The sequence below is a fragment of the Microbacterium sp. NPDC055665 genome, from assembly GCF_053618035.1.
The window spans coordinates 65,844-81,648 of sequence record NZ_JBSHGY010000007.1; the positions used below are offsets into that span (position 1 = coordinate 65,844).

The window sequence follows — 15,805 nt, forward strand, 5'->3', positions numbered from 1 at the left end:
CACCGCTCACTTCACGCACCCCCGCGTCGTCTCGGAGGCGCGACCGTCGTCGCGCCGCAGCATCACGTCGATGCAGACGGTCTCCGCCTCGGCGGGTACGGTCGCGGTCGCGTCCGTCGTCTGGATCGGAACGACCTCTCCCGACACCTCGACCTTGGACCAGATGAACGAGTCGCCTTCGAGTGGTGCCGCATTCGTCCAGGTGAAGACCACCTGACCGCCCTGGCGCGTACCGGCGAGATCGGCGACCTTGGGCACCATGTCGGTACCGACATCCTGCGGATCCACCGCCTCTGCGGTCTCCTGCGCCTCGGGCGTGATGCCGGCCACCAGGGCGTTCATCCCGATGACCGCTCCGATCACGACGACGACGGCGGCAGCGGCGAGAGTGATCCACAGGCCCTTGCGGCTGCGCGGCGGCGTCGGAACGGCTGTCGGAGCGGCCGAGGCGGGCGCGATCGGCGCGGAGGCGCCCGGAGCGGGGGCATCGGGGGCGACGACCCGCGGCGCGCGCGCGATCGTGCGGTCCTCGGCACCTGGCGCGGGCGGCACCACCGCCGGAGCCGAGGGAGCGCGCAGCTGCGTCTGCTCGACGGCCGATTCCGTGGGTGCGGGAGCGTCGAAGCGCGGGACGCCCGACAGCACCGCCGGCGGTTCCTTCCGTTGCGTCGTGGCCGAGGGGCGCGTGAACGCGTTCAGGTCCGGGTCGATGCTGACGATCTCCCGCACGCGGGTGAGACCGTCGCCGTCATCCTCCTGCTCTTCGGCCGGCGGGTGCTCATCGACGATGTCGATCGGCGTCACCGAGTGCGAGAGTTCGATCTGCACCTTCTGCAGCGCCCGCGCGAACGCCACCGCGCTGGGGTAGCGATCGTCCGCGTTCTTGGCCATCGACCGCTCGAGCAGCCGCTGCAGGCTGTCCGGCGAATCCGGCCTCTTCAACGAGGGGAGCGCGGCACGCTCGATGCGCTCGATCAGGTCGGCGCTGGAGTTCCGCTCCCCCGGACGCTCGAACGGCGAACGACCGGCCAGCAGCGTGTAGAGGGTGGCACCCAGCGCCCAGACATCCGTGCGCGGCCCGCTCTGCGGCGGCTCGGCGAACGACTCCGGCGGCGACCACGGGATGGACATGCCCGACGCCTCACCCGTGGCCCCCGTCGTCGACGCGATCCCGAAGTCGGTCAGCGCCGGGCGATTGTACTCGGTGACGAGGATGTTCGCCGGCTTGATGTCACGGTGCAGCACTCCGGCACGGTGCGCGGTCTCCACCGCTCCGGCGACCTGGATGCCGACTCGCAGGGCCTCGGCGACCGAGAACGGCTCCTTGCGGGAGCGGATCTGGAGGTTCGGCCGAGGACAGTACTCCATCACGAGGTACGGGCGCCCGTCGCCGGCCACACCCGCCTGGTAGATCGTGACGATCGCGGGATGCGTGGACAGCATCGCCATGACGTTCGCCTCGTCGGCGAACTCCTGCGCAGCGCTGCTCGAGATGCGGTCGGCGAGCAGCACCTTCACCGCGACGCGGCGGCGCGGCATCTCCTGCTCGTAGAGGAACACATCGGCGAAGCCTCCGGTCCCCAGCGGCTCCACATACGTGAAGCCGGGCAGATCGGGCGGCGGCGAGGGACGACGGGTCACGGCAGATCCTCGAACGCGACGGTCACTCCGTCGCCGAGATCCACCACGTCGCCCGAGAGGACGAGCGTCTGCTCCCCGGGGTGCAGACGCACCGGGTCCGCACCCGGCCGGAGCAGCGTGGAGCCGTTCGTGGTGTGCAGGTCGATGATCACGACCGTGTCGCCCTCGGGCCGCACCTCCAGGTGGCTGCGCGAGATGTCCTGCTGCGGGCTCTCGACCGCGATCAGGTGCGGAAGGTTCGCTCCTGACGCACGGGTCGAACGCGGGCGGCGCCCGATGATGACGGTGCGATCGAGTGCAGCGACCTGCCCGGTGGAGAGGCGGATGCGTCCTGCCGCTGCCGCGCCCTGAGCTGCAGCCACATCGAGCACCTCGGTCGGCGCGTCGTTCGGAGCCGGCGGCTGCTGACGCAGCGCACGGAGTTCGGCGGCCGAGACCGTCGACCCGTCGTGGTCGCCCTCCGGAGCGCTCGGGACCGGCGGGGCGACAGAAGGGGTCCCGCCGGTGTGCACGGTCGCCCCCCACAGCTGATCGAAGTCGTCGTCGACGATGGGCGCGAGCGTGACCTCGGTGGGCGGGAGGAAGACGTCTTCGATGGGAGGGAGCGGTTCTTCGACGGGCTCCGGCTGCGGCTCGGGCTCCGGCTCGGGCTCCGGCTCGGGCTCCGGCTCGGGCTCCGGCTGGGACGCGGGTTCCCCCGCGACCGGCTCGGCCGCCGCGGTGCCGGCCGCGGATTCACCCACGATCGGAGCGGGTCCGAGCGCTGCGGTCAGGGGTTCGGCGTCGCTCGGCTCGAGCTCGGCGCTCACGCCCGCTGCCCGCACGATGCCGCTCTGCACGGGCAGTCCATCGGCGTCCGCCGCCGTCTCCACCGTGATCTCGATCTTCGTCGCGCCGCCGAGGAAGCGCTCGTTCCAGGTCGTGACATCCTCGCCGGAGAGCTCGATCGACTCGGTCGCGCACTCGACGTGCGCCGACACGGCGCCGCGCAGCGCGATGCGGAGGTCGGCTCCCTCGGCGACCGCAGCGACGAAGGACGGCAGTGCCGTGAACGAGCCGCCGACATGCGTCGTCAGGACGTCGACGACGGTGGCGAGCGTCTTCTCCTCCGGCATCCGCTCCCACAGGCGCCCGACGACGTCGCCGGGGACATCCGGGGGCAGGGCGACGAGCGCGCCGGGGATGACGATCAGGAACCACTGTCCCGGTCGGTAGATGGTCTGCATCAGCGAACCCCTCCTGCTGCGGCTTCTCGTGGACGCGTGTCCAGGTCGATATCCGTGTCGTCGGTGGCCATGAGCGTCCCCGGCCGCGACGCCACCGAGACGGCGTCCACGACGATGACGGTGATGTTGTCCCGGCCGCCGGCGTTGACGGCGTCGTCGGTCAGCATCTCTGCGGCCTTCTGCGGATCGGGCTCGGAGGTCAGTACCTCGCGGATGCGGGCATCCGGCACCTCGGAGGTGAGACCGTCGGAGCACACCATGATCCGGTCGCCGAGCTCGGCGGGGAACATCCAATAGTCGGCATCGCCGGTGCTGCTCGCGCCGATCGCCCGGGTGATGATGTTGCGGCGGCTGTCGGAGATCGCATCCTCGGCGGTGAGCTCACCGGATTCGATCAGCTCCTGCACCACCGAGTGGTCGACGCTGATCTGCTCGAGCTCGCCGTCGGCCAGACGGTAGGTCCGCGAATCGCCGATGTTCACCGCGAGCCAGTACCCCATGCCGTCGACCGAGGCGATGACGACACCGCTGAGGGTCGTTCCCGCACGGCCGTTTCCCGATGTCGACAGATCCTCGACGTTCGTCCGCGAGACCGACAGCGCCTGACGCACGTCGTCGAGTTCGAGCGCAGGACGACCGATGTAGCGGGAGAACTCGGCGATGACCGCCGCACTCGCACGCTCGCCCGCCTCATGCCCGCCCATTCCATCGGCGACGAGGAAGACGGGCGCCGATGCGAGGTGCGCATCCTCGTTGAGCAGGCGACGGAGCCCCGGATGCGTCGCAGACCCGGTGGAGACGATCAGTCCGGCCCTCATGCGTAGCCGCCGATCGTCATGATGCGGTCACCTATCTCGATCGCGTCTCCCAGACGCACAGGCACGCGCTGCCCTGCCGGGCACGCGATGCGCTGCCCGTCTCGGACGATGGTCATGCCGTTCGTGGAGTGCCGATCCAGCACCCAACCGCCGGACGTCTCGGCTGCGGCCTCGAAATGGGTCTTCGACAGCGAGAGCGTCTCATCACGCACGGACACGATCGTCGCGCCCTCTTCCGGGGAGGGATTGCGGCCGAAGACGGTGCGCCGAGAGACGGGCACGCGCGTGCCGTCGTCCCACGTGAAGACGAGTCGGTGCCCGGGAACACTGATCCTGGTGACCTCCAGATCGTCGTCCGCGTCGTCGGCCTCCGCCGCACGCGCCGTCGCTGCCGGAGCAACCGCAGGTACAGGTGCAGGTGCAGGTGCAGGAGGTACGGGAGCCGCGGCCGTCGCGGGAGGTGCGGGAGGCGCGGGAGGTGCCGCGGGTGCCGAGGAGGGCGAGGGATGCTGCTGGATCGTCGCGTCGAGCTCGGACTCCAGGGGCGGGGCGGGGCGCGGGGGCGCGTCCTGCGTGATGCCGGGCACGAAGGCGATCAGCGATCCGGTCTCGGCGACCGGAGCCGCGGGCCGGGGCGGCACGGGTGCAGGAGGCGCCGCGGGTGCCGGCGCAGGCGCGGCAGACGGAGCCGCCGGCTGCGGAAGCCCGGGGATCGCCGGCGCGGAGGGCACCGTCGAGAGGCCCGACTGCGGCTTGGCCGACGCATCCGCACGCGACGCCGTCGCGGCACCGGGGGCGGGCGACCAGCCGGATGCGGCCACCCTGGCGTCGAGCATCAGCGACGACGCGACCTTGTCGTGCCAGCCCTGGAAACGGCCCGAGCCGTCGAACAGCGGGCTGAAGTAGCCGACGACGATGGCTCCGGCGAGGCCGAAGATGATGTTGCGCAGCAGGGCGCGCCCGAAGCCGAGCGGGCTCCCATCCGCCGCCGACACGAGCCGCAGCCCCTGCGCGCGCATGCCGATGGAACCGTTGCCGGCCTGCATGACCGTGTAGACGACGAACCAGGCGAGCAGCACCAGGCTCACGACGGGGCCGCCGATGAGCAGCACGGCGATCGAGGCCTCGAGCCCACCCGAGAGCGTCGAGGCGAGCAGCAGACCGCCGCCGAGAAGGATGCCGAGTCCGCCGGCGATCAGGGCGTCGATGACGTAGGCGACCGCGCGACGGGAGATCGGCGCGATCTGATCGAGCGCGGGCTGCGTCATGGGGTCTCACTCTCGGAGGACGGGGGCGTCGTGCTGTTCTTGATGGTGCCAGGTTCGCGGCGAACGCGCGCGGTCGCCGCATCCTTCAGACTCTGCAACCCGTTCGACATGGCTGTGCCTCCGAGCAGGGAGCGCATGCTCAGCCGGGCCTTCGTGCGCTTCCAGAAGCCGGCCTCCGCTCCGAGGCCGCCGACGATCTCATCGACCTCGTGCCAGAACGACTCCACGTCCTGCGGGCTGGGTTCCGTCGGACCGAACACCTCGGCGTCGGCCCGCTCGGCCAGCGCGGTGACCTGCGGGACGGTGAGCGAGGATGCCACGACCGCGGCCTCCTCGATGCGGGTGCCGCCGGGGGCCAGGCGCGCACCGTAGTCGACGGCGCGGTCGGTCAGCTCGTCCCAGCCACCGCTGATGCGGTCGGAGGTGCGGGCTGCGGCGCGACGCGAACGGCGCTTCGCGGCCTTCCAGGCACCGATCACGATGAACGGCGAGGCGAGCACGGCGATCACCGCGAGCGAGATCCCGCCGATCAGCAGGATCGCGCCGATGATGCCGGCGAGGTTCAGGCTCTCGTCCTCCGACTCGCGGTCGTCGGGCAGAGTCGGCGGCAGGTCCACGGGCTCCTGCGGCGGGGGCGGCGGCTGCAGCACCTGCGGCTTCGGGTCGACGCGGGGCTTGGTGTTCTGGTCGTTGGGGACCTGGTCCTCGGGCGGGGTCGGGTTGAACGTCATCCATCCGACGCCCTCGAAGTTGACCTCGACCCAGGCGTGCACATTGTCGCCGGTGGCGGTGAAGACCGCTTCCCCCGCCTGCTCGTCGTCGGGGTAGTACCCCATGACGACGCGGGCGGGGATGTCGAGCTGTCCGGCGAGCAGGGCCATCGCCACGGCGTACTGCTCATCGTCGCCGATCATCTGGTCGGCGCCCACGAGCGTCGAGATGCGCTCGGCGGTGTGGCCGGCACGCGACAGCACCTCCCCCTCGAGACCGTGGCTGAAGAAGCCGCCCTCGGAGAGGAAGGTCTCCAGTGCCCGCACCTGCTCGATCGGCGTCTCGGCGCCCGCCACGGTCTCGGCGGCCAGGGAGGTCAGCTCCTCCGGCACGTTGCTGGGCTTGGGCATCGCGACCTTGCCGAACGCCACCTCGGCCAGCTGCTCGTCGTCGGGCTCGCTCGGCATCACGGCGTCGACCACGTACTCGTCGCCCGCACTCAGCTTCGGGGTGGCCACCGCGGTGCCGGTCACCGTGTTGACGAAGGTGCCGCGGCGCAGGTCTTCGGCGCGGTCGCCGTCGAACCGGATCTCCGACAGCTCTCCCGCCGTCGGCATCCACACGCCGCGGTACTCGTCGATCGCGAACTTCAGCGTCACGGGGACGCCTTCCGCCTCCGGCGCCATGTTCGACCGCAGCGGGGCGAACGCGCTCGACGAGGTCGGGCCGCCGTCGGTGACATTGTAGACCATGCCGTCGAACTGGTCCATCACGGCCGTGCGGATGCGGGCGCCCTTGGGCAGACCCTGCACGGTGAACAGCGTCTCCTCGGCCTCGTCGCGCACGTTCTTGCGGAACGCCTGCAGCGGGCTCGGGTAGTCGCGGATGTCGAACGGCGGGATGATCACGTCGCGGAACACGTGCCGAGGCTGTGCGGGGGTCGCGACGGCGGCCGTGGCGACGCCGGCCCCACCCGCGACGGCCAGCACGGCGACTCCGGCCAGCAGACGCCGGGTGCGCATGTGCGCCGCGCGGGACGGGTCGACCTCGCTCACCGAGACCGCCATGTTCTGCGGCGCCCAGAGCTGACGCAGGGCCAGCCACGACATGCTCACGACGGCGAACACGAGCCCCTGCACGAGGGGGAACGCCGGCTCCGGGGTGCCGAGTGCGATCACGAGCATGAGCAGCACGCCGGCCGGCAGCAGCGCCCAGGCGACCTGCGACAGGCGCAGCGCGAGCGAGGCGGTGAGCGTCGTGACCACGAGCGCCAGCAGGAACGGGACGATCAGGTGCCCGTCGGCCGCCGCCACGGGGGCGACCGTGGTGAGCATCTGCTTCCAAGCCGTGACCGTGCCCAGCGCGAGTTTCTGCAGCGTCTCGAGGGTGGGGATGAATCCGAGGATCGCGGTCTGCGGCAGCGCAAACGCCGCGCCGAACACGAAGTACGCGGCGACGGTGAGCCCCGCGATGATCAGGATGCCCCAGCGACGCCACGTGGCTACGGCCGCGATCGCGAGGCCGAGCAGGATGCCGCCGATGACGGCCGGGAGGAACGAGGGCCCCGCGAAGGTGGGCCAGAACCCCACCATCGCCGTCGCGACCAGGAGCGCCGTCGCCCCGAGGTCGAGGATCCAGCGACGAGGGGCGAGCGTGGTGGACGCGGCGGACGCGGTGGCGGGCGCGGTCATGCGAGCACCTTCTGCAGAGCGAGGGGAACCTGTTCGAGCGCGCCGACCGTGACGACGTCGGCGTCGCCGATGCGCCGCAGCGTCGGCGCGGTCGCGGTCGTGTCGGTGACGACCGCGAGCACCTTGGCCCCGAAGGGCAGGCGCGAGCAGGCAAGGCGGAGGTCGTCGGAGGGCACGCGGGAGCCGCACACGAGCACCACCACGCTGGCCAGCGGCATGGTCGCCGAGACGATACCGGCGAGATCGGCGATGCCGCCCTCCTTCGCCTTGCTGTTCTCGACCGCGGCGAGGGAGTCCAGCAGCTGCTTGCCGGTGCCGGCGGGCAGCTCGCGGCCCTGCACGCGCACGTCGACGCGCTGCGAGTCGCGGAGTGCCCGGAGACCGATCGAGCCCGCCGCCGAGATGCCGAGCTCGAAGTCGTCGTCGGTGGCGTAGTCGCCCGCCGAGCGTGAAAGACCGATCACGAAGTGCGAGCGACGGGTCTCCTCGTACTGGCGGACCATCATCGTCCCGGTGCGGGCGGTCGAGCGCCAGTGCACGTGGCGCAGGTCGTCGCCGGGCTGATACTCGAGCAGTGCGTGGAAGGAGACGTCGTCACGGGAGAGATCCGCGGCCGGAAGCCCCTCGAGGTCGCGCAGGTAACCGAGCGACTGCCCGTCGAACAGCACGGTACGCGGGTGCACGAACAGGTCGACCGGATCGTCACGGCGGTGCGCGCGCTCGAAGAGACCGAGCGGGTCGCCGCGGACGACGCTCACCGGACCGACCTTGACCACACCGCGCCGCTGCGTGGGGATGGCGAAGAGCTCCTCCGCCTCCTCCCCCGGTGCGAGGCGCTGGATGCCGAACTCGCCGCGACCCGAGCCGACCGGGAGCACCACGCGCGAGGGCAGGATCGCTCTGCTGCCGCGGTTGGCCAGGGTGAGTGCGCCGACTGCGCGCTCCCCTACGACCACGCGGGTGCGGGCGAGGTCGAGCGAGACGTCGTAGGCGGTGCGTCCGATCAGGAACAGCGCGCAGACGCCGACGGCGATCGCGATCACCGCGGCCGCGATCGTGAACTCCGCCCAGCCGGCGACCTGCCCGATCACCCAGAAGCCGACGGCGATGGCCATCAGCACCCAGGCCAGCGGGCGGATCGCCGCGGTGATCTTCCGGAGGCGCGTCAGAAGGCGCGCGCCGATGACGGCCGCGACGTCACGCCATCCGGCGTCGCGTTCCGTCTGCGGCGGCGCCGCCTGAAGAGCCTCCGCGGTCATCAGGCCGCTGCTCGGGCCTGGGGTGCCGCGACGCCGTCGAGCACGCGGGCGATCACGGTGTCGCTGCTCGTACCGGCGAACTCCGCCTCGGCGTCGAGCAGCAGGCGGTGCTGCCAGACCGGTCGTGCGAGGGCCTTGATGTCGTCGGGCAGCACGAAGTGGCGGCCCTGCGCTGCGGCCCACACCTTGGCGATGCGGATCATCGCGATCGCGCCACGCACCGAGACGCCCAGGCGGATCGCGCCGTCTTCACGGGTCGCCTCGGCCAGCTCCGCCACGTAGCGCAGCACGGCCGGCTCCACGTGCACGGTGGCGGCGAGGTCGGCCATGTCGGCGACGGCGCTCGTCGTGATGATCGCCGAGAGCCCGGCCGACGGGTTGCGATCGGATGCTCCGGCGAGGATGCTCTCCGTGACCGCGAGGTCGGGGTATCCAATGGAGGTCTTGATCAGGAAGCGGTCGAGCTGGGCCTCGGGGAGCTTGTAGGTTCCCGCCTGCTCGATCGGGTTCTGCGTGGCGATGACGAGGAACGGGCGCCCGGCCTCGTGCGTGACGCCGTCGACCGTGACCCGCGACTCCTCCATGACCTCGAGCAGCGCCGACTGCGTCTTCGGCGACGCACGGTTGATCTCGTCGGCCAGCACGATCGACGCGAAGATCGGTCCCTTGTGGAACTCGAACCGGTGCGACTGCTGGTCGTAGATCGTCACACCCGTGACGTCGGACGGCAACAGGTCGGGCGTGAACTGGATGCGTGCGCTCGTGCCCTGCACTGTCGCCGCGAGCGCCTTGGCGAGGCTCGTCTTGCCGGTGCCGGGCGCGTCCTCGAGGAGCACGTGGCCCTCGGCGAGCATCGACGCCATCACCAGACCGACGATCTCCTTCTTGCCCTGCACCGCCTTGTCGACGTTCTCGACCAGACGCTGGAAGGTGCCCTGGAACCAGGCGGCCTGCTCGGGGGTCATTGTCATGAGTGTGGGGTTCCTTGTCGTGAGGGAGTTCGTGGAGCGGGAGCCGTGGCCGCTACGGCCAGCTGGTGCCTTCGGACCAACCGACGCCTTGGATATCGGCCTGCAGGGTCCTGCCCATGCCGCCGTGCCAGCAGGAGAGCTGGATCGTGCCGTTCGCGGGCACGTTGTACCGGTTGTATGTCGAGGTCTGCCCGGACGACGAGCGGTACGGCTGCCCGTTGTCGAGGCAGCGGATCATGTACGTGCCCGCGGGGACGTTCGCCGTGTTCAGGTTCAGGTAATAGCACGTATCGGGACTGCAGTTGCGGGAGTCCACGCCCTGCGAGGCCCACCAGCGCGGCTGCGGTCGGTCCTTCGCGGTGGCGCCCCTGGTCGGGCTCTCGTCGGACCAGGCACCGGTGTTGTCCCTCGCTCGGGCCTTGATGGTGTGATGTTCGCTGTAGGTGCCGACATTGACCGATCCGGACATGCCGACGTTCTGCCACCCGCCCCCGTCGACGCTGATCTGCACCGTGTCGATGTTGCGTCCGTTCGCCGAGCCGTTCGCGTTCCAGTTCAGGCGCACCTGCGTCTCGAGCGACTCCGCCCTCACATCGGGCGCGGACGGCTTCCCGTGCGGGTTGCCCTGCGCGGCGTTCGAGACGGCGCCGGCATAGCTCGACCCCGCGAAGTCCGTTGTGAGGAGGCGGCTAATGGCCCGCACCTCGACGGTGTAGTTGTGGCCGTTGGTGAGCCCGCCGATGGTCTTGTTGCCCGGCAGAGCGTTCCAGCCGCCGCGGTCCAGCCGGTACTCGTAGGTGATCTCGCCCGCAGACGCGCCACCACTCGACCCCGGACGGAAGTCGATCACCAGCGCACGGTCGCGTTCTTCGACGACCTTCAGGCTCGTCGGCGCTCCGGGCGGAACCACGCCGCGTCGGGGCGCGGAGGGCGGGCTCATCTCGCCCCAACCGGCCTTGTTGTAGGCCTGGATGCGATAGGTGTACGCCGTCTCCGACGGGTCGACGACGACCGTCTGGCTCCTGGCTTCCGGCCCGGGGGTCATCGTGTCCACGACCTGGCCGCCCCGCAGCACCTCGAGTCGGTAGCCGCGGATGGCGTCGCCGTTGTTGTCCTGGTTGCCCCAGTTCACCGACATCTGCGCGCGACCGTTGACCGGCGCGAGCTCGGATGTGGTCGGAGCCGCTGCCGGAAGCGGAGGACCGGCGGGGATCTCGGATGACGACCAGCCGCTCCAGCTGGAGGGGTCGGGCGCCCTGTTGTGCGCCTGCACCCTGACCTGGTAGTCGGAGCCGTTCTCGAGACCCTCCCACGTGGTGGAGTTGCCCGTGACTTCCTTCTGCGTGATGCCGGAGGGCGGCGCGGGCGAGATCTCGAGCGTGTAGCGGTCGACCGGAGAACCCGGCGTCGACGGGGTGGTCCACGCCACCTTGAGCGACTTGTCGCCGAAGACCAGGGTCGGCGGGATCGGGGTGTCCGGACGAGCGTCTGGCCGTGCGGGAGCCGACAGCGCGGACGGCTCGGACTCGCCGACGCGGTTGGTCGCGGTCGCCTGGAAGGTGTACTCGACGTTGTTGGTCAGGCCGTCGAGCGTGCAGGTCGTGGACTGGCACTCCTTGCTGTACGAGCTGCCGCCGACCGACTTCACGGTGTACTTCGTGATCTCGGCGCCGTTGTTCGAGGGTGCCGAGAACGACACGACGACCGTCCGGTCCTGCACGCTCGCGATGACCGGGACGCCGGGCGCATCCGGCACATCCTGCACGGTGACGACGATCTGGCCGTTGACCTCGCGGTCGGCATCCTGCGTCGCATCTTGGATGCGGTAGCGCACCACGAGCGTTCCCACGAACGACTCGTTCGGCGTGACGGTGACCTCGCTGTCCGTGAACGTGACCTCGCCGGAACCCGACTCCGCGACCGCGGTCACGATCTTCAGGGGCGTCTCGGGGAACGGGTTGTAGTCGTTCGCGAGCGCGGGCACGGTGATGGTCTTGCCCGCATCCGCCTCGGCGATCGTGTCGGTGTTCGCCGCCGGCATCGACCTCGTCGAGGCCGTGACCATGACCTCGACCGTGCCCTCGACCGGTTCGGTCGTGCCGTCGGAGATGCGGATCTTGAGCGTGACGGCGGTGCCCTTCTTGGCGTTCGATGCGGCCTCGACGACGAGCTTGTCGTCGCCGTCGATCCGGGCGGAGACGCCCTTCTCCTCGCCGCCGACGAGGGAGTAGTCGTGCTTGCCCTCGTCTTCGGGGTCGGGGTCGTCGGTGAGGGCGGCCAGATCGAGCGAGGTCGCCGGCTCTCCGGGCGCGACGTTGACCTGTCCCTGCACGAAGGTGGGCTGCTGGTTCTCGGGCGGCAGCACGTTGATCGGGATGCTGAGCGTGGCCTTGCGCCCCTCGGGGTCGTCGGGTCCGTCGCCGTCGGTCACCTCGAAGGTGAGCGAGTCCGGTCCGAAGAATCCCTTGGCCGAGGTGTAGACGAGGGTGCTCTCGTCCTTGAGCAGGTCGGCGCCGTCGGCGTGGTTCGCGCTGATCCTCTCCTTCTCGGTGATCACCACGTCGCCACCACCGGCGACGGTGACGTACTCCGACAGCGGGATCTCCTCGGTCTCGCCGCTGACCACTTCGAGCGGCTTCGTCGAGGTGAGCGTCGGGCGCAGATCGGATCGCGAGGGCACGAAGATGAAAGCCGATGCCCGCTGATCGTCGCGGTCGACGAGGGTGTAGCGGATCAGCTGCAGCTCGTCGGTGACGGTGACGCGCACCTTGCCGTTCTCGAGCTGCGTGCCGCCCTCCCCGACCTCGACGGTGAGGCTGTCGGTGGTGCCGTCGGGGTCCTCGTCGTTGGCGAGGATCTCCAGGTCGGCGCTCAGGCCGCCGTCTTTCAGGTCCACCGGCTGCAGGCGGTCGTCGCGGGCGACCGGCGCCTGGAGCGGAACATCCTCGTCGACCGTGATCTGCAGCGTCGCCGTGGCTTCGGCCCCACGGGCGTCGACCGCGGTGTACTGCAGGGAGGTCTCGGTCGGGCCGTTCGGCGCCTGCACGAGCACCCGGTCACCGGAGACGCGCGCCTCCAGGCCGTCGGGAAGCTCGAGGCCGTCCTTGAGGAGCGAGACCTTGTCGCCCTCGGGGTCGGAGTCGTTCGCGAGAACGGGCACGGCGATCTCGCGACCGGGTCGCACCACCACCGCATCCTTCACCGCGTAGGGCGGCTGGTTGGTCTGCTCGGTGGGAGCGATGCCGACGCGGATGGTGGCGATGCCCTCCTTGCCGAGCCGATCGCGCACCCGGTACTTGAACACGTCGACGCCGGATGCTCCGTCGGAGGCCTCGTAGGTGAAGTAGTTCGGCCCGTTGGTGATGCGTCCCTTGGTGGGGCTCGACTCGATGCCCACGAGCTCGACCGAGTCGCCGTCGGTGTCGATGCCGTCGAGCGGCACCGCGATGTTCACCTCGGTGCCGGCGAGCGCGCGGGCGACGAGGTCCTGCGGACGCGGTGCCGCGTTGTTCTCCTCGTCGATCGGGAGGATCTGGATCGTGACGTAGCCGGCGGCCTTCTGCTGGCGCGAGTCGGAGACCTCGTACGTGAGGTACACCGTCTTGGCCTCGGGGCCCGCCTTGAAGCGCACCGCATCCTGCGACACGAAGGCCTCGCCGTCTTCGGGGTCGACGAACGGCTCGATGAGCTCGGGCTCGACGTGCATGACGTCGTCGCTCGGGTGGGTGTCGTTGTCGAGCACAGGGATCGTCACGACATCACCGACGCGGACGGTCGCCGTGTCGGGGTTGGCGATCGGCTGCAGGAGCTCCTCCGGCGCGGGGATCGGGATGACCACCACCTCGCCCTCGGCCGACTTGGAGCCGTTCGAGATGCGGTACTTGACGCGCACCTGCTCCTCGAGCGCGCCCTGATCCGTGATCCGCAGCGTCTCGTGGTTGAGGACCGACACCGAGATGCCGCTGCTCGGCTCCAGCGACACCGACTGCACGACGAGGATGCCGCCGGCGGGGTCGGTGTCGTTGTTGAGCACGCCCAGCAGCACGTCGCCGCCGGTGGGCAGCAGTGCGACGTCGCGGACGGCGACGGGTGGCAGATCGGTCTCCGACTCGGGCATCACGTCGACGCGGACGATGCCCTCGCCGTTCTTCGGACCCGTCGTCACCTGGTACTGCACGTAGTAGACGCCCGGCTTCTCGGCCATGAAGGAGAAGGTCTTGTTGGCCGTGTTCGGGACGATCGTGGCGCCGGGGGTGTCGAGCACCCGGCTCAGACGCAGCTGCTCGCGCGAGGTGCTGGTGTCGTTCGCGGTCGGGGCGACGGTGACCTGCTCGCCCGCCCGCGTGATCACGTGGTCGGCGTTGGTCTTGGGGTTCGTCGAGCCCTGCGGGCGCACGTCGAGGGCGATGGTCGAGGTGCCGAGCTTGCCGAAGGCGTCTGCGACGGTGACCTGCACGTCCTTCCGCCCCTGCAGGCTCGCGGTCGCCTTGTAGGTGATCTGGCCGTCCTTGCTGAAGTCGACCTCGTCGCCCGGGGCGGCGAGCACCTCCTTCAGGTAGATGTCGTCACCGTCGGGATCGATCCAGTCCGGGAGGATGTTGTACGAGATCGTGCCGCCGGTCTCGACCGCGAGTGAGGTCTTCCGCTTCGACGTGGGGGCGGCGTTCTCGTTCCAGTCGTGCACCGCGAGCGACACGACCGCCGTGTCCTTGCCCTTGCGGCCGTCGTCGACCTCGTAGGTGAAGCTGGCCGTGCCGGAGGCTTTCTCCCCCACGGTGATCTGCAGCGAGCCGCCGTTGTTGATCGGCTGCACGGTGCCGATGGACGGCTGTGCCTCGGCGAGCGCCGCGACGAGCACGTCGCCGTCGGGGTCGTTGTCGTTGTCGAGCACCGGGAGCAGCGTCGTGGCGCCGGGGCGCACGCCGTACGAGTCGTCTTCGGCGATCGGAGGCGTGTTCTCCTCGCTGCGCTCCGGGAGCGTGGTCTCGACCGTCTCCTCGGTCGAGTCCTCCTGGTTCTCCGTCTCGCCCTCGGGCGGGGTCAGGTCGTTCCAGTTGTCGACGCGCTGCAGGCTCTCGTTCGCCATCCAGGCGGCGCCGCCGACCGCGTCGTTGAGGATGATCACGTCGCGGTTGACGCGGAACGTCAGGCTCGCGGAGTCTTCGGCGCCGTCGATCGGGGAGTTCACATCGTTGCCGTCGCCGGGGCATTCGCGGATGAAGGTGGCCGATCCCGCCCAGGCCCCGTAGGTGCAGCCGCGGAGCCAGACCGGCGCCGCCGCAGTGCCGTCGCCGCCCGCCGAGGTCTGCTCCGGCTCACCGCCGTCGAGGGGGACGCGCACGAGTGCCGTCGGGGTGGCGATCGCGACGGCATCGGTCTCGGCCGACGCCTGCTGCAGCACGGCGTCCGCCGCGCCCTTAAGCTCGGTGCGCAGGCCTCCGGGAGTCGTGACGACCCCGGCCGCCTCGTCGAACACGACCGGCGTGCGTCCGACGGCGGTGATGGTGGGGCGCACCGACAGGTCGAGTTCGCCGACCGACGCGGCCGATGCCTCGCCGGGAGCACCCTCGTTGTCGACGGGGACGGTGACGACCTCGCCGCGTTCCCCGGAGAGCGCGAAGACGGTGCCGTCTTCGGCCACCGTCACATCGGAGTTCTCGCCGAGTTCGACGATGGGCTCGGCCGCCTCGATCTCGAACGAGGCGATGCCCTGCACCGGCACGACCCAGAGGTCACCGGACTTCTCGTCGAGGATGGCTGCCGTGTTGGCGCCCATCGCCACCTTGGCGGACGAGGGGATGATCGTGGAGTCGCCGAGCGAGACCCTGGCCGGATCGATCGCGGTGACCGTGGATGCGCTCTCGTCGACGACGAGCACGTTGGCAGCGGCCTGGAGGATGTCGTAGTTCTCGCTGGTGGTGCGCAGACCGCCGTCGAGGATCGTGGATTCGTTGTTGAAGTGGCCGACGAGCAGGCTCGACGTCTTGGTGATCCAGACGCCGCCGTCGTTCAGGTCGACCTTGGTGGTCGGGAACCCCTCATAGGTGAAGGCCATGGTCGTGATGGCGATGACGCCGACGGTGACGCCCGCGGCGGACGCCAGCGTCTTGGGTCGCGCGCGCATCCATGACAAGGCCTTCATGCCCGGTTCCCCCCCAGGGTCACACTCTCCGATTACTCGTGCGCGGGCCCGACTGGCCGCTGAGCACTCGTACATCCT

The 15,805-nt window shown here is 70.3% G+C and carries 8 protein-coding genes; all 8 read right to left on the reverse strand.

What is annotated here, in order from left to right; all coding sequences use genetic code 11:
• Positions 1 to 6 precede the first annotated feature (6 nt).
• Genes ACWGO6_RS15175 through ACWGO6_RS15210 form a run of 8 tightly spaced genes read right to left on the reverse strand, consistent with a single transcriptional unit; the run spans position 7 to position 15,727 of the window.
• Positions 7 to 1,641: a protein kinase domain-containing protein gene (locus ACWGO6_RS15175; RefSeq protein WP_452327118.1), complete on the reverse strand. Its 1,635-nt coding sequence runs from the start codon at positions 1,639 to 1,641 to the stop codon at positions 7 to 9.
• Positions 1,638 to 2,867, reverse strand: coding sequence for an FHA domain-containing protein (locus ACWGO6_RS15180; protein ID WP_452327119.1), 1,230 nt, complete (start codon positions 2,865 to 2,867; stop codon positions 1,638 to 1,640). Before ACWGO6_RS15180 ends, ACWGO6_RS15175 begins: the two co-directional genes overlap by 4 nt.
• Positions 2,867 to 3,685 carry a PP2C family protein-serine/threonine phosphatase gene (locus ACWGO6_RS15185; RefSeq protein WP_452327120.1) on the reverse strand — a complete coding sequence of 273 codons (819 nt, stop codon included), beginning with the start codon at positions 3,683 to 3,685 and terminating at the stop codon, positions 2,867 to 2,869. Before ACWGO6_RS15185 ends, ACWGO6_RS15180 begins: the two co-directional genes overlap by 1 nt.
• Positions 3,682 to 4,953 carry an RDD family protein gene (locus tag ACWGO6_RS15190; RefSeq protein WP_452327121.1) on the reverse strand — a complete coding sequence of 424 codons (1,272 nt, stop codon included), beginning with the start codon at positions 4,951 to 4,953 and terminating at the stop codon, positions 3,682 to 3,684. The genes ACWGO6_RS15185 and ACWGO6_RS15190 overlap by 4 nt, the downstream gene beginning before the upstream one ends.
• Positions 4,950 to 7,355: a transglutaminaseTgpA domain-containing protein gene (locus tag ACWGO6_RS15195; protein WP_452327122.1), complete on the reverse strand. Its 2,406-nt coding sequence runs from the start codon at positions 7,353 to 7,355 to the stop codon at positions 4,950 to 4,952. Before ACWGO6_RS15195 ends, ACWGO6_RS15190 begins: the two co-directional genes overlap by 4 nt.
• Positions 7,352 to 8,614, reverse strand: a complete 1,263-nt coding sequence (locus ACWGO6_RS15200) for a DUF58 domain-containing protein (RefSeq protein ID WP_136040917.1) — start codon at positions 8,612 to 8,614, stop codon at positions 7,352 to 7,354. Before ACWGO6_RS15200 ends, ACWGO6_RS15195 begins: the two co-directional genes overlap by 4 nt.
• Positions 8,614 to 9,585, reverse strand: coding sequence for an AAA family ATPase (locus ACWGO6_RS15205; RefSeq protein ID WP_029261313.1), 972 nt, complete (start codon positions 9,583 to 9,585; stop codon positions 8,614 to 8,616). The genes ACWGO6_RS15200 and ACWGO6_RS15205 overlap by 1 nt, the downstream gene beginning before the upstream one ends.
• Before the next feature lie 52 nt (positions 9,586 to 9,637).
• The gene (locus ACWGO6_RS15210; protein ID WP_452327123.1) at positions 9,638 to 15,727 is read right to left on the reverse strand and encodes an Ig-like domain-containing protein; all 6,090 of its coding nucleotides are present in this window, start codon (positions 15,725 to 15,727) and stop codon (positions 9,638 to 9,640) included.
• Positions 15,728 to 15,805 lie beyond the last annotated feature (78 nt).